The sequence below is a fragment of the Nostoc sp. 'Peltigera membranacea cyanobiont' 213 genome (assembly GCF_002245975.1).
Lineage (GTDB): Bacteria > Cyanobacteriota > Cyanobacteriia > Cyanobacteriales > Nostocaceae > Nostoc.
Map to the genome: position 1 here is coordinate 1 of NZ_NOLI01000055.1, position 19,432 is coordinate 19,432.

19 protein-coding genes are annotated in these 19,432 nt (G+C 41.0%); 11 read left to right on the top strand and 8 right to left on the bottom strand.

Features of this window, described 5'->3' with window-relative positions:
* Positions 1-208: 208 nt before the first annotated feature.
* Together CDG77_RS16650 and CDG77_RS16655 are read right to left on the bottom strand one after the other, a co-directional pair.
* Entirely contained in the window at positions 209-1,492 is a 1,284-nt protein-coding gene (locus CDG77_RS16650; protein ID WP_094330462.1) for an aspartate aminotransferase family protein, read from the bottom strand.
* Positions 1,493-1,734: 242 nt separating this feature from the next.
* A complete protein-coding gene (locus tag CDG77_RS16655; RefSeq protein WP_094330463.1) occupies positions 1,735-2,061 on the bottom strand; it encodes a Uma2 family endonuclease in 327 nt (108 codons plus the stop codon).
* 137 nt (positions 2,062-2,198) lie between these two features.
* On the opposite strand from CDG77_RS16655, the gene CDG77_RS16660 reads away from it, so the two are divergent.
* The 4 genes from CDG77_RS16660 to CDG77_RS16675 all read left to right on the top strand — a co-directional run bounded on the left by CDG77_RS16660 (position 2,199) and on the right by CDG77_RS16675 (position 6,477).
* Positions 2,199-3,215: a potassium channel family protein gene (locus CDG77_RS16660; protein WP_094330464.1), complete on the top strand. Its 1,017-nt coding sequence runs from the start codon at positions 2,199-2,201 to the stop codon at positions 3,213-3,215.
* A 90-nt stretch (positions 3,216-3,305) separates the two neighbouring features.
* Complete coding sequence (locus tag CDG77_RS16665; protein ID WP_094330465.1) at positions 3,306-4,337, top strand: leucine-rich repeat domain-containing protein; 1,032 nt, start codon at positions 3,306-3,308, stop codon at positions 4,335-4,337.
* Positions 4,338-4,356: 19 nt separating this feature from the next.
* A complete protein-coding gene (locus CDG77_RS16670; RefSeq protein ID WP_094330466.1) occupies positions 4,357-4,851 on the top strand; it encodes a leucine-rich repeat domain-containing protein in 495 nt (164 codons plus the stop codon).
* Between the two features lie 117 nt (positions 4,852-4,968).
* Positions 4,969-6,477 carry a leucine-rich repeat domain-containing protein gene (locus CDG77_RS16675; RefSeq protein ID WP_094330467.1) on the top strand — a complete coding sequence of 503 codons (1,509 nt, stop codon included), beginning with the start codon at positions 4,969-4,971 and terminating at the stop codon, positions 6,475-6,477.
* A 75-nt stretch (positions 6,478-6,552) separates the two neighbouring features.
* Here CDG77_RS16675 and CDG77_RS16680 read toward each other — a convergent pair whose 3' ends face one another.
* Complete coding sequence (locus tag CDG77_RS16680; protein WP_181154475.1) at positions 6,553-7,110, bottom strand: methylmalonic aciduria and homocystinuria type D protein; 558 nt, start codon at positions 7,108-7,110, stop codon at positions 6,553-6,555.
* Between the two features lie 164 nt (positions 7,111-7,274).
* Here CDG77_RS16680 and CDG77_RS38560 point away from each other — a divergent pair, with 164 nt between their 5' ends.
* The gene (locus CDG77_RS38560) at positions 7,275-7,406 is read left to right on the top strand and encodes a hypothetical protein (RefSeq protein ID WP_262985162.1); all 132 of its coding nucleotides are present in this window, start codon (positions 7,275-7,277) and stop codon (positions 7,404-7,406) included.
* Here the strand turns inward: CDG77_RS38560 and CDG77_RS16685 are convergent.
* The 4 genes from CDG77_RS16685 to CDG77_RS16700 form a co-directional block, all read right to left on the bottom strand.
* On the bottom strand, positions 7,403-7,609 hold the full coding sequence (locus CDG77_RS16685; protein ID WP_094330469.1) for a glycogen debranching protein: 207 nt from the start codon (positions 7,607-7,609) through the stop codon (positions 7,403-7,405). The genes CDG77_RS38560 and CDG77_RS16685 overlap by 4 nt on opposite strands.
* A 146-nt stretch (positions 7,610-7,755) precedes the next feature.
* Positions 7,756-8,409, bottom strand: coding sequence for a MotA/TolQ/ExbB proton channel family protein (locus CDG77_RS16690; RefSeq protein ID WP_094330470.1), 654 nt, complete (start codon positions 8,407-8,409; stop codon positions 7,756-7,758).
* 233 nt (positions 8,410-8,642) lie between these two features.
* Positions 8,643-9,536, bottom strand: coding sequence for a 16S rRNA (cytosine(1402)-N(4))-methyltransferase RsmH (gene rsmH / locus CDG77_RS16695; protein WP_094330471.1), 894 nt, complete (start codon positions 9,534-9,536; stop codon positions 8,643-8,645).
* A gap of 268 nt (positions 9,537-9,804) precedes the next feature.
* Positions 9,805-11,292: a M48 family metallopeptidase gene (locus tag CDG77_RS16700; RefSeq protein WP_223269837.1), complete on the bottom strand. Its 1,488-nt coding sequence runs from the start codon at positions 11,290-11,292 to the stop codon at positions 9,805-9,807.
* Positions 11,293-11,404: 112 nt separating this feature from the next.
* On the opposite strand from CDG77_RS16700, the gene CDG77_RS38565 reads away from it, so the two are divergent.
* The 6 genes from CDG77_RS38565 to CDG77_RS16720 all read left to right on the top strand — a co-directional run bounded on the left by CDG77_RS38565 (position 11,405) and on the right by CDG77_RS16720 (position 17,140).
* Positions 11,405-11,536 (top strand): hypothetical protein, encoded by a 132-nt coding sequence (locus tag CDG77_RS38565; RefSeq protein WP_258169807.1) that lies wholly within the window; start codon positions 11,405-11,407, stop codon positions 11,534-11,536.
* A gap of 454 nt (positions 11,537-11,990) precedes the next feature.
* The gene (locus CDG77_RS16705) at positions 11,991-13,175 is read left to right on the top strand and encodes an NAD(P)H-quinone oxidoreductase subunit H (RefSeq protein WP_094330473.1); all 1,185 of its coding nucleotides are present in this window, start codon (positions 11,991-11,993) and stop codon (positions 13,173-13,175) included.
* A gap of 551 nt (positions 13,176-13,726) precedes the next feature.
* A complete protein-coding gene (locus tag CDG77_RS16710; protein ID WP_094330474.1) occupies positions 13,727-14,263 on the top strand; it encodes a GAF domain-containing protein in 537 nt (178 codons plus the stop codon).
* A 32-nt stretch (positions 14,264-14,295) separates the two neighbouring features.
* Positions 14,296-14,544, top strand: a complete 249-nt coding sequence (locus tag CDG77_RS39110) for a DUF6745 domain-containing protein (RefSeq protein ID WP_442946427.1) — start codon at positions 14,296-14,298, stop codon at positions 14,542-14,544.
* Positions 14,545-14,659: 115 nt separating this feature from the next.
* On the top strand, positions 14,660-15,862 hold the full coding sequence (locus CDG77_RS16715) for a class I SAM-dependent methyltransferase (protein ID WP_094330475.1): 1,203 nt from the start codon (positions 14,660-14,662) through the stop codon (positions 15,860-15,862).
* Positions 15,863-16,273: 411 nt separating this feature from the next.
* Positions 16,274-17,140, top strand: a complete 867-nt coding sequence (locus CDG77_RS16720) for an NAD(P)-dependent oxidoreductase (protein WP_094330476.1) — start codon at positions 16,274-16,276, stop codon at positions 17,138-17,140.
* 158 nt (positions 17,141-17,298) lie between these two features.
* On the opposite strand, the gene CDG77_RS16725 is transcribed toward CDG77_RS16720, so the two are convergent.
* Positions 17,299-19,398 carry a chromosome segregation ATPase gene (locus tag CDG77_RS16725; RefSeq protein WP_094330477.1) on the bottom strand — a complete coding sequence of 700 codons (2,100 nt, stop codon included), beginning with the start codon at positions 19,396-19,398 and terminating at the stop codon, positions 17,299-17,301.
* Between the last annotated feature and the right edge of the window lie 34 nt (positions 19,399-19,432).

The following is a 19,432-nucleotide window of genomic DNA, read 5'->3' on the forward strand; positions in this document are numbered from 1 at the left end:
GGTGGAGCGCCATTGGAAATAGTCAAAGATTACATTAAAGAGCAGTCAGGCGGAAAAGAATGATTGTCTACTGCGCTGCGCTCCGCAGACCGCAATAATCCCCACCGTACAGACGGATGGGGTTTTCCGCGAATCCTGATAAAACAAAGAAAAAGCGAGAAATAGACACAAATACTTATCCTCGCTTTGTAAAAGTTGCGTAGATGCCCTACAGCTTGTCGTTAGACATCGCCTTTTCCACAGCTTCCAAGGCAGTGTTTACTTCTGCCTCTGTGACAATTAGCGGTGGTACAAATCGGACTACTTTTGGCCCGGCTGGTACCAGCAATACGCTCTCCTTGATGGCAGCATTGACGATATCGGCTGCGGTTAGTTGAATATCGGCTCGTAACTCCAAACCGTTGATTAAACCCCAACCCCGAACTTCGCCAATGTACTGAGGATATTTAGCTGCGATCGCTCTTAATCCGGTTCGTAACTGTTCGCCCCTGTCTTGCACATTCTGCAAAATATTTTCCCGTTCCAATGTCTGGCAAACACTGAGTGCTACACCACACACAAATGGATTGCCGCCAAAGGTGCTGGCGTGTTCCCCCGGTTGAAACACATCGCAGAATTTCTTGCTCATCATCGCACCGATGGGGATACCGCCACCTAAGCCCTTGGCACTGGTGAAGATATCCGGTTCAACGCCGAGATGTTCGTAAGCCCATAATTTGCCACTGCGCCCCATACCAACTTGCACTTCATCAAAAATCAACAAAACGCCAGTTTCGTCGCAAATCTGCCGAAGCTTTTTGAAATAGGCAACATCTCCCGGACGCACACCGCCTTCTCCCTGCAATGGCTCAATCAGAATCGCCGCTACCCGATAATCGCCTTCATCCAACTCGCTAATCGCCACTTCCACAGCGTTAATATCGTTGTAATTTACGTAGTGGAACCCAGGAACCAAAGGATCGAAATGCTTTTGATATTTTGGTTGTCCAGTGGCGGTAACAGTTGCTAAAGTCCGCCCGTGGAAACTGGCATTGGCGGTTAAAATTATTGGTTTTTCAATGTCTAATACTGTGTGGGCATATTTCCGCGCCAGTTTTATTGCGGCTTCGTTAGCCTCTGCTCCAGAATTGCAGAAAAATACGCGATCGGCACAAGAATGTTCAACGAGCCATTTTGCCAATTCTCCTTGTTCAGGAATATAGTACAAATTAGAGACATGATGCAGCTTCTGGATTTGGCGTGTTACCGCTTCTACCATAACTGGGTGGGCGTGTCCCAAAGTACAAGTGGCAATTCCCGCTACAAAGTCTAGATATTCGCGCCCCTGTGTATCCCAAACCCGGCACCCAGCACCCCGTTCTAGGGCTAAGGGAAACCGACCGTAGGTAGACATGACAGCTTGATTAAAGCTATCTGTATCAAAGGGATTAGACGTTACAGACCCTGAATCTGGGGGGATGGTGGCTTCGTCAACGAGAGTTTGTAGGCTCACTACCGCTCCTCCTGAAAGTTTTTCATTATATAGTTATTTACTAGTTTCCTAGAAATCCCTAAAAATTACTTTTTATTTAGCACAATTCGTACTTCTTTTTAAGTTAACGTTTATATCTCACATTCCCCACTTGATTTTGTGCTACAGAATCAGGTGGGGAATGAACAGCGTGTTTAATAAAATCAACGTAACCCTTTCTGAATAAGGATTTCAGTAATTTTTATCGGTTCAAAAAATGTCGTTCAGATATTACCAGCATTAAAAATCTGCTCTGCGGTTAAATCCAATTCTGGGAAAGTGGGTGATTGGATGGGTTGGCTTCCACGAAACAGGTCGAGTTGATGTTTTACAAATGCTGTTTTGGGACAGCCATAAGATAGCTTCAGTCGGGTATATTCTAAAATAAATCTCTCGATTAAAAATAAAATAATCTCCTCATGGTCGCCTGTCGGTGGTGGTATGTCAATTACTACTCCATCGTGTAATTCGTAGCGTTTATTTGAGTTTTCAGGGTATTTAGTGATAAATTCTTCAAACGTAACTAGTTTTCTTTGTAGGGCTTGAGCCATCAGTTAATCCTCAAAGTCAAACTGAGTTTAAATATACTAAAAAGTTAGCAGAAAACTAGAAAAAGTAGGTTAAAAGTACTATTGTTACTTCATTCTCAACACTTGAGCAAAAATATCAACGTATCCAAAAGGAGTTAATGGCTGGGGCGATCGCTCTTGGCGGTGTTTTCCTCATTGGCACTTCGTGGTACTCATTAGTGGAGGGCTGGGCATGGGAAGATGCGGCTTACATGACAGTCATCACTCTAGCGACTGTGGGATACGGTGAGACTCATCCACTGGGTAGCCGCGGACGATTGTTTACGATTGCCCTGATTTTGTTGGGTGTAGTCAATATTGGTTACATTGTCAATAGATTTACAGAAGCGATTATTCAAGGCTACTTTCAAGAAGGAATTCGGCTACAACAACAGAGGCGGTTAATGGAATCCCTGTCAGAACATTACATCATCTGTGGATTTAGTCGAACTGGTCGGCAAATTGCCAAGGAATTTCAGGCAGAAGGCGTACCTTTTGTAGTGATTGATTCGGAGATGGAATCTGTGCAAAGGGCGCAGATGGAAGGTTATACAGCATTCCAAGGTGATGCTACCCTAGATGATACGCTTTTGAAAGTTGGTATTGAAAGGGCGATGTGTATTGTTGCAGCCCTGCCTTCCGATGCCGAAAATTTATACATAGTCCTATCCGCTAAAACACTGAATTCTGGAATTCGGGTCATTGCCCGCGCAAGTACAGAAGAAGCTTTACAGAAGTTACGACGCGGTGGCGCAGATGAAGTCATATCCCCCTATATTACTGGTGGGAAACGCATGGCTGCTGCGGCTCTCAGACCCCAAGTGTTGGACTTTGTAGACGGGATTTTAACAGGTGCAGATCGCCAGTTATACATGGAAGAATTTTTACTCGACCCGGCTTTTTGTCCCTTTGTGGGTCAGAGTTTGCAAAAAGCGAGATTGCGATCGCAATCTGGGGCATTAGTTCTGGCAATTCGCCGCGTTGATGGGACTTTAATTGGTGGCCCCACTGGCGATACAGTCTTAATGCCAGGCGATCGGCTAATTGGTATGGGTACAGCAGAACAATTGCGTAGCCTTAATCAAATTCTCGGCCCGATTAATTCTAAGAAACTACGGCGACCGAAAAATAGCTGATTTTATTTTTCCTGAACTACTTTTTTATACTAAGTCTTAAGTAATGCTTGTATAGTGTAATTGCATACCTTGAAAGTATAATATCACGCAATGAAACTTACTTTAGCGATCGCCACAATATTTACTTTTACTTTGGGATTTTACACCACACAGACCATTGCTGCTCCTCTGGAAAATCCCAAAAGCTTTACAGATTGGTGCCAGCAGAAATCAACTTTACCTCAAGAGACAAAACATACTGTTGAGGTTCTTTTAGAAAAAGCCCAGACTCAAAATTGCAAGCAGGCCAAGCAAAAGCTGACTAATTTGACTAAACTCTCCCTCAACTCAAATAAAATCAGTGATATCAAGCCTTTGTCTACTCTGACTAATTTGACTGAAATCGACCTCGGCTCAAATGAAATCAGCAATATCAAACCTTTGTCTGCTCTGACTAATTTGACTTCTCTCAACCTCAATTTCAATGAAATCAGCGATATTAAACCTTTATCTGCTCTGAAAAAATTGACTTCTATCGACCTTCACTCAAACAAAATCAGTGATATCAAGCATTTGTCTGCTCTGACTAATTTGACTTCTATCGACCTCGGCATAAATGAAATCAGCGATATCAAGCCTTTGTCTGCTCTGAAAAAATTGACTTCTATTAACCTTGACACAAATGAAATCAGCAATATCAAGCCTTTGTCTACTCTGACTAATTTGACTGCTCTCTCCCTCCGATCAAATAAAATCAGCGATATCAAACCTTTGTCCACTCTGACTAATTTAACTTCTCTCTCCCTCCGCTCAAATGAAGTCAGTGATATTAAGCCTTTGTCCACTCTGACTAATTTGACTTATCTCTACCTCAATTCAAATGAAATCAGCAATATCAAGCCTTTGTCTAATCTGACTAAATTGACTATTCTCTCCCTTGAATCAAATGAAATCAGCGATATCAAGTCTCTATCCGCTCTGACTAATTTGACTGAACTCTCCCTTAACTCAAATAAAATCAGCGATATCAAGTCTCTATCCGCTCTGACTAATTTGACTTTTCTTAATATTAAGAATAATCAGATCGCACCAAAAATATGTCCTGTAAAACCAGAATCTATTTGTCAATTTGATGAGCTTTAAATGAGACTAGTAACTCACTTTGTCTATCCATGTTTTGACTGAAATCGACCTCGGCTCAAATAAAATCAGCGATATCAAGGCTTTGTCTACTCTGAATAATTTGACTCGACTCAGCCTCTACTCAAATGAAATCAACGATATCAACCCTTTGTCCACTCTGACTAGTTTGGCTTTTCTCTCCCTAGGATCAAATCAACTCAGCGATATCAAACCTTTATCCGCTCTGACTAATTTGACTGAACTCTCTCTTCACTCAAATGAAATCAGTGATATTAAGCCTTTGTCCACTCTGACTAATTTGGCTTTTCTCTCCCTAGACTCAAATAAAATCAGCGATATCAAGCCTTTGTCAACTCTGACTAATTTGACTTCTCTCGGTCTTGATTCAAATAAAATCAGTGATATCAAAGCTTTATCTGTTCTAACAAAGTTGAATTATATTGATATTAAGAATAACCCGATCGCCTCCAAAATATGTCCTTTGAAATCAGAATATTTTTGTCATTTTAATTAGTTTCAATTAAGATTGATAGCTGACCTCAGTACACCTATATATAGGTGCTATACCTTTACTGATTGATTCAACATAGCAATTAGCAAACAGTCTACTAAATCAAGAAAAAAAACCACAATGAAACTTAAATTAAGCATCGCCACAATATTTACTTTTACTTTAGGATTTTACACTACCCAGACTATTGCTGCTCCTGTGGAAAATCCCAAAAGCTTTACAGATTGGTGTCAGCAGAAATCAACTTTACCTCCACAGACAAAACATACTGTTGAGGTACTGTTAGAAACAGCCCAGACTCAAAATTGCAAAGAGGCTAACCAAAAGCTGACTAATTTGACTTATCTCGACCTCCACTCAAATGAAATCAGTGATATCAAGCCTTTGTCTGCTCTGACTAATTTGACTGAACTCTACCTCGGCTCAAGTGAAATCAGCGATGGCTCAAGTGAAATCAGCGATATCAAGCCTTTGTCCAATCTCACTCATTTGACTAAACTGTACCTCTACTCAAGTGAAATTAGCGATATCAAGCCTTTGTCCAATCTCACTCATTTGACTTCTCTCTCACTCAGATCAAGTGAAATCAGCGATATCAAGCCTTTGTCCACTCTGACTAATTTAACTTATCTCGACCTCGACTTCAATCAAATCAGCGATATCAAGCCTTTGTCTACTCTGACTAATTTGACTGCTCTTAACCTCGCCTCAAATAAAATCAGCAATGTCAAGCCTTTGTCTGCTCTGACTCGTTTGACTATTCTCTCCCTCCACTCAAATGAAATCAGCGATATCAAGCCTTTGTCTGCTCTGACTAATTTGAATGTTCTCGACCTATTTGCAAATAAAATCAGCGATATCAAGCCTTTGTCCAATCTGACTCATTTGACTTATCTCTACCTCTACTCAAATAAAATCAGTAATATCAAGCCTTTGTCCACTCTGACTAATTTAACTTATCTGAACCTCCACTCAAATGAAATCAGTGATATCAAGCTTTTGTCTACTCTGACTAATTTGAATATTCTCTACCTCTACTCAAATAGAATCAGCGATATCAAGCCTTTGTCTACTCTGACTAATTTGACTTCTCTCTCCCTCCACTCAAATAGAATCAGCGATATCAAGCCTTTGTCCAATTTAATTAATTTGACTTTTCTCCACCTCGGCCCAAATAAAATCAGCGATGTCAAGCCTTTGTCTAATTTAACTAATTTGACGTATCTCAATCTCTACTCCAATCAAATCAGTGATATCAAGCCTTTGTCTACTCTGATTCATTTAACTTATCTCTATCTCTTTGAAAATCAAATCAGCGATATCAAGCCTTTGTCTACTCTGAGTAATTTGACTAATCTCGACCTCAACTCCAATCAAATCAGCGATATTAGACCTTTGTCCCATTTGGCTAATTTAATTTCCCTCTCACTTGGCTCAAATGAAATTAGCGATATCAAACCTTTGTCCAATTTGACTAATTTGAATGATCTCGACCTTAAATCAAATGAAATCAGCGATATCAAGTCTTTATCCACTCTAACAAAGTTGTATCTTCTTAATATTAAAAATAACCCGAATCAACACAAAATCTGTCCTGTAAAACCAGAATCTATTTGTCAATTTGATTAGCCTGAGAACTGACAGCCGCCAGATTAACTCTGAAGGAAGAACCCAAATATTAAAGGAGAGCAATCCAACGCCCAATTAATAATCAATTTCTCTCCACCCATGCATGGCTGCTATGCCTTTTGTAACCCATTCGATCGCAATTGGGGGAGCTTCTGATATCAAAATGCTAGGATAAACTGCTGCACCCCATTCGGGATGAATTAACACACGGCATTGATTTTTAATCACTGGATAGTTGAGTAAAGCTTTGACAACTGCTGTGTCATCGTGAGGAATTGCGCCGGGATGAGACAGTAAAGGGTAGCCTGTACGAGGGTCGATCAGGTCAGTTAAATAGCCGCGATCGCGCAGATTAAATGCTAAATCACAGCCAAATCGCATAAATTTTTCTCGTAAGCGTTCTTTCTCTGACTCTACTTCTGCCGTCTTTTTGACTAATTGATAACGCGATCGCTGTAAGACAATCACGACTCGTAAAAATGGCTGCCGTTTCCAATCTGGTAATATCCGTTCGCAGTTAGCACAGATATATTGACTGGGAGCATGAATTGAAATTTGAACCGCTTGTCCTGTTTCGCCAACTAAGTTAATAGGACAGGCTTGCTCCGAAGTGTAAACTTTGGGATAGTTCACTAAATTGATTCGGCTTATACAAGTTTTTTAATTCAATCTACGGTATAGATGATAGCTCTTAAAAGTTCAGAAAAATCATCATTTTCCTCTTTTATATTACTTTTTTTAGAAGCATAAGATAATAATTTGATAATTTTAATCCGAATTTTATCCTTTATTAACCTGTGTTTATGGGATTTGCTGCGATCGCTATAGGCATTAGCATAGATGCAGAGTGTCCAAGACCTGGCTATGCCTATGCTCCTGAAATCTGTTCGATTAAAACCCCAACAATGAACTCCATCTCACCCAATTAATTGAGTTTTAAAGAATTCACCGGCACTTCATCCCAAGAATCTACTGTCCTTAATTGCGCTATCCAGCCTGCTTCCTTTTGCTTCTCGGTCAAATTATTCTGGAAGGAATCATGACACTCTTTAGCTTGAGATTCATTACAAGTAGCAATACAGGCATGAATCATCCCAGACGGATCGATTTGCTCATTTACCCAAATAGTCATGGAATATTCCCTCGAAAACTGTATTGAAAAAAGCTATTTGTTATTTTAGAACAATATTAGAGTCAAAAATTGCAGAGCAAAATCGGTAACAAGTAGTAAACTAATCCCAATTACCGATTCCTAATTTACAATTACCCAATTCCGCTTTATCTATTAGGCACATAAGATTTATCACCTCTTTCATAGCGACGACGGTAGAGTAATTCTAACTGTCCACCATATTCTTGAATCCAAGCTATCTGGCGCTGGTAGAGTCCGCGGAAGGTATTAGCAAATAATAATGTAAAGATTGCTACTACTAACCCTGATGCTGTGGATACTAAAGCTTCACTAATTCCAGATGTTACACCTGTTGTTTTAGTACCTCCCACATCTCCAATATTTAGAGAGGCAAAGGAGTTAATTAATCCTAAAACAGTGCCTAGAAGTCCCAACAGAGGCGCAAGACCAATAATTGTCTCAAAAATGTTTTGCGATCGCTTCAGTAAGGGAATTTCGCCTTGTGCTTCACTTTCTAATGCCAAACGAAATTCTTCTGGTGTCGGCTCCTCTAATTCTAAAGCTGCTAAAAAAATTCGGGCGATTGGTAAATCAGCATTCTTCTGCAACTTATCTAAAGCACTAACTACATTATCCAGGCGATAAAGCTGTAACACCTCTCGCACTATCTTATTTTGCCGATTACTTATTCTTACCCAAAAGACGATCCGTTCGATAATCAGGGCTACGCCTAACAAAGAGAACGCCAGCAGAGGCCACATGACTATGCCACCTGCTGTAAACAGATTATTAATTTCCATCTATTATTTTTTAACTTACCAACAACGCTAGATTAACAGATCGCTCTTTTAAGGAATTGGGAATTGGAGAGTTCGGTTAAGGCAAGAGACGCGATAAATCGCCGTCTCTACAAAGGACTGATTATTGTAAAAACGGCGATTTATCGCGTCTTTGCGATCTAGGGCGTGTCATCAAAAAACCTTATCCGAACCGTATTCCCTCTACTCCCCTGTCTCTTTATCTGCTCATCACCTTACTCAATATTCAGGAACTTTTCAGCTATCCTTAGTTTGGCCGATCGCGATCGCGGATTTTTACCAATTTCCTCTTCTCTAGCAATAATCGGCTTTTTTGTCAAGACCTTTAATAAAGGTGAATTTCTTAAACCATGCTTCACCGGGCGGTCTTCCAAACTGTGAAAACTGATAATCGCAATTCTGCCACCAGGGACAAGGGCGTTTGGTGCTTTATCTAAAAAGGTTTCTAGAGATTTTAACTCGTCGTTGACGACAATTCGCAGAGCTTGAAAAACACGAGTAGCGGGGTGAATTCTCCCATAACGGTATTTTGGGGGAACAGAAGAAGCGATCGCATCAGCTAATTCTGTAGTCGTGTGCAACGGTCGGCGTTCAACAATGCGACGAGCAATGCGCCGTGATAATCTCTCTTCACCGTACTTAAAGAAAATATCAGCTAATTCTGCTTCATCCCAATTATTAATGATATCAGCAGCAGTTAGCGATCGCCCTCGATCCATTCGCATATCCAAATTTGCAGCTTGGCGAAAGCTGAAACCCCTTTCTGCTTGGTCTAAATGGTAAGAACTTACCCCCAAATCGGCGAGAATACCATCGAAAGTATTAGGGGGAAATTTGTAGTCAGCAAAATTGCTATAGATAAATTGTATGCGATCGCCAAACTCAGCTAATTCTTTCCTCGCTGCTGCTAAAGCATCCTCATCTTGGTCAATCGCCGTTAATTGCACATCTGGCGCAGCTGCTAAAATTAAACGGCTGTGACCACCACCGCCTACCGTCGTATCAAGATAATGACCTCCTGGAGATACCGCTAGACCTGCAATAACTTCCTGCGGTAAAACTGGTAGATGGGAAAATATCGGTTCTTCAATAGCTAGCTGACGATTCATGAGACTTAGGGCAAAAAACCACAGATGAACTTTAATTATGTATTCTTTTCTTTGTGTCTTTGTGGGTTTATAGCTAAAAAATAGTTTTTAAAGTACAAAGACACAAAAGGAAAATATCATAAATTCCATACCTAAAGCTGATTCTAGGTGTTGAACTTTAAGCATCTATAGCAATTCTATTTGATTTGTGTTGGCGTAGCCTGCCGTAGGCATAAATTCGCGTTGTCCAAATCCCCGACTCCTTTAAGAAGTCGGGATCTAATTCATCCTATTTTTTACCTTTTTTCTGGTAAATCATCGAATTTGATATCCGTTTTAATTTTTTCTCCATACTTAAATTGCTATTTAAAATAAAAATGAATACATTATCGGGCAATTCATTTTCATTTAATAAGCTCTGAACAATTTTAGAGTTATCGGTTTCATAAATACGACTACCTTCCCAAAAACTAAATCCACGCTTTAAAGCTAGAACATAAAGTGGTTTTTCAGGAAAATGTTGCAAATTCTTTTGAACTAAATAAGCAGTTATTATCTGCGGGTAATGAGATAACTGCTGACAAAGCTTATTTACCTCTATATCCGAAATATTATGAGGGTAAAATTTATCATCTTTTTTCAATTTAGATCGCTCTTGCTGTGCTTTTAAAATTAATTTATGATAATTTTCGGCACGTTCTTGATAAGACTTCGCCTCATTATTTTTATCTTGGTTTTTAAGAAAAGAGCAAATTATCTGACAACCTCCTATGACTATACTTGAGTCTTGCTCTATTGCCTTTTCAATGTATTTTATTCCAGTCGCATCTTGTTTTTTTAATAATATTTGACCTAATAAATAATTAGCTGATGCATGATAAGCATCACGATGAATAATTTCTTGTAATAGAGGTATAACAGCTTCTTCGCCTTCAAGTTCCAATGTCAAAAATGCTTGCTGACTAGCTTCTTCTAGAGTTAGGTGTTGTTTTTGCGATTTGTGACTTAAATCTTTTAATGTAGCTATCGATTTTTGAAACTCAGCATATTTTTGTCGCCAAGGTGTTGCTATCTTTTCTCGCCAATCTTGACTAAAATAATCAATAAAACTCTCTAACTTATCTCCTAAAAATTCTTGGGCAGCACTAATTTCAATTGGTGCAAAGATAGCTAATTCCTGCTGAGTATCGGCGATATATCCCAAGGCTTTTAATCTATCTGTCAGGCAAGGGTGAGTATCAGCATTGTTGGTTTTTTTCGATAAAGCTTCACTTAAATAAGTACTTGTAATTTCCTGATTAAGTCTCTGGCTTAAAACCTCCCTCATATCCATATAAGTCATTTTTGGTGGTTCAATTTCTGTCTGTATTTGTTTATAAATACTAGACCAAAAATATCTTTCTAAAAATCTAGATTTGACCTGAAAACTTATCAAAGCTTTAGCAATATTTTGTTCTCCCGTTAAATCAACAGCACATCTATCTGCTTCATATTCATCCATCCGTGCTAATACAAAAGAATAAGCATTAAAAAATGGGATGTACCATATCAAAAACAGTTGAAAAATTAACAATGATAGATCGTGTCCACTTTGTTGGAGTCCTTTAAGAATGCGATACCAAGTTTCACGTTGACGATAAATCCAACCACTAAAGCGGCTATGATTTCCTGATAAATGTCCCAGTTCATGGGCTAAGACGGCACGAAATTGTTCGGGTGGGAGTGCTAGCATGAGCGGTAGACCGACAATTAAGTAATTTTGCTGCCATCCCAGCAAACCTAAGCGTGGTATTTGGAGAACCCCTGCATTAAAATCGTTGGTGAGCAGGATGTGGTGAAACCGTGGAGCTTTTAGCTTCGATGAGATTTCGTTAATTAAAGAATAGAGATTGGGTACATCCTTGGGTTGCAGTGGTAAACCTGTAGGTGGAGGAAAAGAAAACCAAAGCGATCGCAGTAATACGAATGCTAAGGTCAGCAAAAACAGAAGATTTGTCAAAGATAAGTTAGAAATTGAGTGAGCGTTAAGTATCCCCAAAATAATACTTACTAACAAAGTCAACGTTACACCTAAAACCAAAAATATATATGCGTAGCCTAAAGTAGCCAAAAAAGCAACATGCAATTTATAAAGATACGGTTGTTTATTAGCAAAAACTTCTAACTTCTGAATTAGCTTATCAAAACGCTCTTGATTGAAAGTCATAGATATGTATTAGCGTCAGAAAACTGTAATATAACTGACACAACATCTCTATGGCTTACGTAAAAACTCAGAAGTTGTTGGGCATTGTCCCCTTGTTTCAGCACGATGAAGTGAAAAAAATCCGATGCCTTAATTAAGTGGATATCGAGCTTCCATATAATAATTGAAGAAGTGCAACAAACTGAAACATTCTGGTTGGCATCTAAGCGGTTCAATTCAAAATTTGCTTTCGGCACGCTACACGAACAAAACAGGAGAACACGAAATCTATGACCAGACTAGAAACCCGCACTGAACCAATGGTGCTAAACATGGGGCCACACCACCCCTCAATGCACGGGGTTCTGCGGCTAATCATGACTCTGGATGGCGAGGATGTCGTTGACTGTGAACCGGTCATCGGCTATTTGCACCGAGGAATGGAAAAAATCGCTGAGAACCGTACTAATGTAATGTATGTCCCTTACGTTAGTCGCTGGGACTACGCTGCGGGAATGTTCAACGAAGCGGTTACTGTTAACGCCCCAGAAAAACTTGCAGGTGTCGCTGTCCCCAAACGCGCTAGCTACATCCGCGTCATCATGCTGGAGTTGAACCGCATCGCTAACCACTTGCTATGGTTTGGCCCCTTCTTAGCTGACGTAGGCGCTCAAACTCCCTTCTTCTACCAGTTCCGCGAACGGGAAATGATTTATGATTTGTGGGAAGCTGCCACAGGTTATCGGATGGTAAATAACAATTACTTCCGCGTTGGTGGAGTAGCAGCCGATTTACCTTATGGTTGGGTAGATAAGTGTTTTGAATTCTGCGACTACTTAATACCCAAAGTTGATGAGTACGAACGCTTAGTAACCGATAACCCCATATTCCGGCGACGTGTTGAGGGTATAGGGACTATCACCCGTGAAGAAGCAATTAACTGGGGACTTTCTGGCCCAATGTTACGCGCTTCTGGCGTGCAATGGGATTTGCGGAAAGTTGACCATTACGAATGTTACGACGATTTCGACTGGGATGTGCAGTGGGAAACTGCTGGTGATTGCTTTGCCCGTTACGTAGTTCGGATGCGGGAAATGCGCGAATCGGTGAAAATCCTTCGCCAAGCACTTAAAGGACTTCCTGGCGGCCCTTACGAAAATCTGGAAGCGAAGCGTTTAGCCGCAGGTAAAAAATCTGAGTGGGACGCATTTGATTACCAATTCATTGGTAAAAAGGTTTCCCCTACCTTCAAGATTCCGAAGGGTGAAATCTATGCGCGTGTAGAAAGTGGCAAAGGTGAATTGGGAATTTATCTAGTTGGCGATGATAATGTCTTCCCTGCACGGTGGAAGATTCGCGCCGCAGATTTCAATAACCTCCAGATTGTTCCACATTTACTGCGCGGAATGAAAGTTGCAGATATTGTGGTCATTCTTGGTAGTGTTGATGTGATTATGGGGTCTGTGGATAGGTAGAAAATATTTATCTAAGTATTTCTTAGAGCAGTTGTATTATGCAACTGCTCTTTTTTTACAATGAGTTTTTAACGGTATAGCGTTTCCTAATCACATGAGGTACATCATAGTCCCCTCATCGCTTGCGGGGAGGGGTTCTTGTACCTCACTCAACTGAGAACTGCTATATATTAGCTGAGAATTTTCTGTAACTATGAATACAAACTGACTTGTCACATAAAAGTTTGTACACCATAGCTTTTTAGGAGAGGTAAAAGTCTATTGCATACAAACGAGCGATCGCTATATTTATGCTATCAAAAACTCAATGCACATATTATGTGTAAAATTCCAAAATTATTAACTTTAAATTTATAATTATGAATCATCCCTAGTGCAGATTAAAAATTGCAACTTCTTAATAATTCATTTTAAATTCACGGAAGAGGTTCACTAGTATTATATTTCGTTACAATTGAATTGCTGCTATAAATACAACAATGCATTTAAATAAAGTCTAATAAATTACTATATAAATCCGGCAGCATTTACTTAGTCATCATTTTAGAACCGTGCAAATTCATCCTCAATCCGAATTTAACCATCGCCGCGATCGCTATGAACAGGGTTTGCAAAATTTGCTCGATCGCCTTGTTAAAACAATGCAGCGCGATGAGTTAGTCCGGCAAACAACCAATCAACTCAGAGAATCACTTCAGGTTGATCGGATAGTGTTGTATTACTTTTACGGACAGTGGCAAGGACAAGTGACTTTTGAATCTTTGAGTTCTCAAGAATTTTCAATCCTGGGTTCCACTGGCCCAGATGGTTGTTTTAACGACGAGTACGCTGCTTTATACTTGGCAGGAAGGGTAAGAGCGATCGCTGATATTGAATTAGAGCCAATCGAATCTTGTCACCGAGATTTTCTCCGCAATATGCAGGTTCGTGCCAACCTGGTTGTACCAATTTTGATTCCCAGAGGATTATGGGGATTACTAGCAGCACATCACTGTCAAGGATCTCATCATTGGTCGCCATCAAATATGGAAATGATGCAAGCAGGGGCACAAACTCTAGCAACAGCCCCTTACATACTAGAAAGTTAAAGGGCGGTTAGAAACCGTGTCTACACGGCTTCATAGAAGAAGACTTATGGAACACACTAAGAGCATACGTTTCTGAGTGTGGTTGGACATTCTTTTTTCAAGATTTCTGTTTTACCTGTCAACGTCCACAGAAAGTGCTGCTGGATGAGCAAAATCGGCCTCATGCAGAGAATGAATCAGCCATAGAATTTTTAGATGGTTTTAGCGTATTTGCCAAAAATGGTACGCTGGCTTTCGATTGCGGCCAGTTTAACAATCTGTTTGTACCTGATGGAATGTGATTTGTCAGTTAAAGTAAATGGGGTTTGTAGACCATTAGATAAATTATGAATTTTGTTTTGCTTTACTCATAATTTATTTGTCAACACCCTAATCTAATCTCAAATATCAAATTTTATGGATTCAAATCCAGCATTGTGTACAGCGATCGCAAATTACATTACCACCAGTCCCCAGCAGCGAATTACTTTCGCCCAATTCATGGATATGGTATTATACCACCCTGAATACGGCTACTATTCCACCGATGCACTCAAAATAGGCTTCAAAGGTGGTGATTTTTTCACCTCTCCTAACCTCTGCGCTGACTTTGGCGAGTTACTAGCAGAACAATTTTTCCAAATGTGGGAAATTTTAGGAAAACCTATACCCTTTTCTCTGGTAGAAATGGGAGCAGGTCAAGGGCTGCTAGCATTGCATATCCTCAAATATCATCAGCTACACTACCCAGATTTTTTTACTGCGCTGGAGTACATCATTGTCGAAAAGTCCCCAACTTTAAGACAAGAACAGCAGCAACGCTTGCAAGATTTCTCTGTGCGTTGGTGCAATCTAGAGAATATACCACCAAATGCGATCGTCGGCTGCTTTTTTTCCAACGAGTTAGTAGATGCGTTCCCCGTGCATCAATTCACCCTAGAAACGGGAGAACTCCGAGAAATCTATATAACCACAGATAGTAATGAAAAAGAAACATGCTTATCATTTCTGGAAGTCACAGGGGAACCTTCAACGCTCCAACTAGCTGAATATTTAGACTTAGTGGAAATGGACTTTAGCCAAAGTGCATATCCAGATGGCTACCGTAGTGAAATTAATTTAGCTGCTCTAGAATGGTTGAGTATAGTAGCAGACCGCTTGCAGCGCGGCTATGTGTTAACAATTGATTATGGCTACCCCGCCAGCCGTTACTATAATCCCAGGCGATCGCAAGGAACGCTACAGTGTTATTATCAGCATCGTTTCCATGACAACCCCTATATTAATATTGGGCAACAAGATATCACTGCCCATGTTGACTTTACGGCTCTGGAACGCTGGGGCGAGAAGTGCAATTTAAAGAATATTGGTTTTATCCAGCAAGGATTATTTTTGATGGCGTTGGGTTTAGGCGAACGGCTAAGCCGCGTCTTCGACGAACGGATTGCAGCCCTTTCTTATCAAAAGCAACCCCTCTTGGAGTTACTACAGCGACGCGACGCACTACACCAACTTATAGATCCCACAGGACTAGGCGGCTTTGGAGTCCTAATTCAGAGCAAAGGTCTGAACAATACAGAAACTTCTCAACCAATAAAAGGATTGACCCTGCCAAAGTAAAGGTATATTTGAAAAGTTAAAACTCTATTTAAGAATGCAGTATCAATCTTATATAGACTAGCATAACAGTGAATACTGTAAAGTTAAACACATTACCAAAGTAATAATTATGTCCACTCATGACCTGCTAATGCTAGCAACACTACTTACCCCTGGTATTTTGCTTTCAGTGATAATTATGGTGACTTTTGCCGCAGGTGGTTGATTGCCAAAGTTAGAGAGTAGCGGTGGGGAGTAGAAAACCTGAGATTTGGGATTGGATCTTAAGTCTCAAATAACTACTTTCCAACTAAATTTGAATCAAACAATGCAAACGCGATGTTCGCCATGTGCTGTGAAGCTATTCACGAGACGCTCGCTGCACGAACAAAAACTCGCTATCGGTGATGCTGTATTAAAGGAACATGAAAAATGAAGGTGGCATTTCTGGGAACTGGACTGATGGGACTACCAATGGCTCAAAGGTTATTAGCCGCAGATATACAGCTAGTTGCCTACAATCGCACCCCAGAAAAATTAGCACCACTACAAGCATCTGGGGCTGAAATTGCTACACATCCCCGCCATGCCATTCGTGCTGCTGAGTGCGTAATCCTCATGCTTACTAATGCCCCGGCCATTTATAATGTGTTGCTTTCAGATACTGCTTGGCAAACTCTGGAAGGACGCACAATCATTCAAATGGGAACAATTACTCCCACAGAAAGCCAGGAAATAAGAGATGCAGTTGTTGGTGGTGGTGGTGAGTATTTAGAAGCACCTGTATTAGGGAGTATTCCAGAAGCAAAAGCTGGCAAGTTGAGTGTTATGGTAGGGGCACAGCCAGAACAATATCAACGCCATTTGAAGTTACTCCAAAATTTTGGGACAGAACCTTTACTTATAGGGCCTGTGGGATCTGCGGCGGCGCTCAAATTGGCACTAAATCAACTAATAGCTTCCCTAACAACTAGCTTTGCTCTGAGTCTAGCTTTCGTCCAGCGTCAGGGTGTTGATGTGGATGTGTTTATGCAAATTTTGCGCGACAGTCCACTCTACGCACCTACCTTTGACAAAAAGCTACAAAGAATGTTGGATGGCAATTATGCCGATCCGAACTTCCCCACAAAACATTTACTCAAAGATACAGAATTATTTATCTCAGAAGCGAAATCCCGAAGTTTGGATCTCAGTAGTATTAAAGGTGTTCGGCAAATCTTGCAAACAGCCGTGAAAATGTCATTTGCTGATGATGACTACTCATCACTGTTTTCTGTAATTAAAGAATGGGGAGAGTGATGGGGGAATAAATATTCGTGGGGTAGCACAGCTAGCTATGCTACCCTACTTAAAAAATGTTGTGAGACACATTGAAGAAAGTTTCTTTTTACACCCCAGCATCCCTGATATACCCTTTGAAAATGCTGAATTAAAAGGTTTTAATCTTTAATAAGGAATTACTGCCCATCAGTAGTATTAGTCGTTGATTGAGGAAATGGTAGAGATTCAGTCTGAGGTTGAGGCTGAAGCTGAGGCTTAGGTTCAGGTTGAGGTTGAGGATTCAGAAAGTCTTGCCAAGTCTTAATTTGCTCTTGCGCCGCACTGTAAGCAGCACTACCGCGTGGAATCGATTTGGCAATGTCAATCCCTCTGGCAATATCAGACTGACCTTGAGAGCGGGCTATTTCTAACAATTGCTGACTCCATTGGTCAATAGCCAGATTCGCATCCATACGTAAGATACTATTGTTTGAAACCCGATCTGCCAGCCGTATTGCTTCAACCAAAGCTTCTGGCGTGCCAGCCGCGCCCACTTCCTGGGCTTTTTTCCAGTTTTCTTTAGTGCGGATTTGACCTTCCCAGTCATTTACCGCAGCTTGTGCTTCTTGTGAAAGCGCCCTTCCCGACGAGGCAATTTGTTGGGCTGCGCTAATGGCGGCGGTGAGATTTCCACTCTGAGCCAGTTCTTGTGCTCGATCCAAGTAGGGTTGGTCTTGAATTCGCTGAATTTTCCCTACCCAAGTACGAATTTTTTTCCGTGCTTCTGGATATAATGCCCGACCTCTACGAATTTCGCTGGCTTGAGCGATCGCAGTTTGCAAGGAGTTAATATCATCAAATATTGCTATCTGTTCGGCGCGGTCTAAGTAAGGTTGGTCTTCAATTGTCTCCACCTGGGCATTCCAGCGACCGATCTCTTGCCTAGCTTCTGCGCCTCTAGGGTTATTAGCAGGGATGAGTTCCACTTGAGCGATCGCTGCTGTTAAATTAGGGACTGTTCCCTGACTAGCCAATATTCTGGCTTTTTCCAGATGGGCAACATCTTCAATTTCCAACTGCCAACGAGCAATTAGTTGCTGTGCTTCGTTATACACTGGTCTGGAAGGATCGATTTGTTGCGCTTGAGCGATCGCAGCCTCTAAACCAGAAACATTACCTATCCAAGCACTTCTTTTCGCGTCAGCTATGGCAATAAAGTCATCTGTTTCGCCCTGTAGTTTCGCACTTTCGGGAATTTGTCGAGCAATATTCAGGGCTTCATCGGCATCCCGCTTGTCTAGTTTTGCCTGTGCCAATTCCAGCATTTTGCGTCCAAAAACTGGAACCGCTTCCTGAGCTTTTTGATAAAGGTAACTTTCCTGCCCAATGGATTCAGCTAGCTTGATGGCTTCCAGTAAATTATCGACAACTTTGCTGTTTGCTAAACTTTCAGCTTTTCCTAACTTATCGCCATCTTCCCGCGCTGTGGCAATTAGACGATTCAATTGGTCGTATTTAGTACCCGCCCAGAATTGATTGTCTACGCGCAGCATTTTGGCGGATAACATGAAGGCCGATTGCCAGCGTCGTTCCTTTACTTCTGCGATCGCACCGTTGTATGTGGCTTCAGCCTTTGACCAAATTGACTGCCATTTGTCAACTTGTTCATCGACTAATTTATAAGCTGCCACATCTTCGGGTATCTGACGAGCAGTAGCGATCGCTTCCTCTAAATTTCCTGTTTGGAAACTTTGATCGGCTAGCTTCAAAATATCCCGCGACCATTCTTCAATAAAACGATCGATTTCTCCATGCAACGGGTGATTTTGTGGTAGTTGCTTCACCAGAGCGATCGCTTGCAATAGGTCGTTTACTGTCTGCTTAGAAGCCGCCAATTGAGCGCAGTGTAGCCGGACAGAAGCACTAGCTAGGGGCCAGAAAATCGAGGGGCAATTAGGAGCAGCTGGCAACTTTAACAGCATTGCCATTGCCAAAAATCCTACACTGCCGGGAATCAACAATAGTAGTACTAGCCATAATGTCCAGCTTTTCATCCAGCGTGGCCATTTCCCAGAAGTACTACTGAGTTGGGCAGTTTCTTCTGAATTACTATTTATAGGTAATCCTTCCCGATGGTTTTTTTTTCGCCGCTTCACTGACTTGGAGGTAGAACCAGTAGCTGGGACATCAAATGGTTGAGTTTCACCGAATTGCTCTGTTCGGGATAATCTTTTGTTTTGATCTGGCTTTCTTCCACTGGCTGAAGACCAACTGTCTGGAATATCCCGCTCTGTCATCTCTCACACCAAAATAATTGAATAGCGCTCTGTT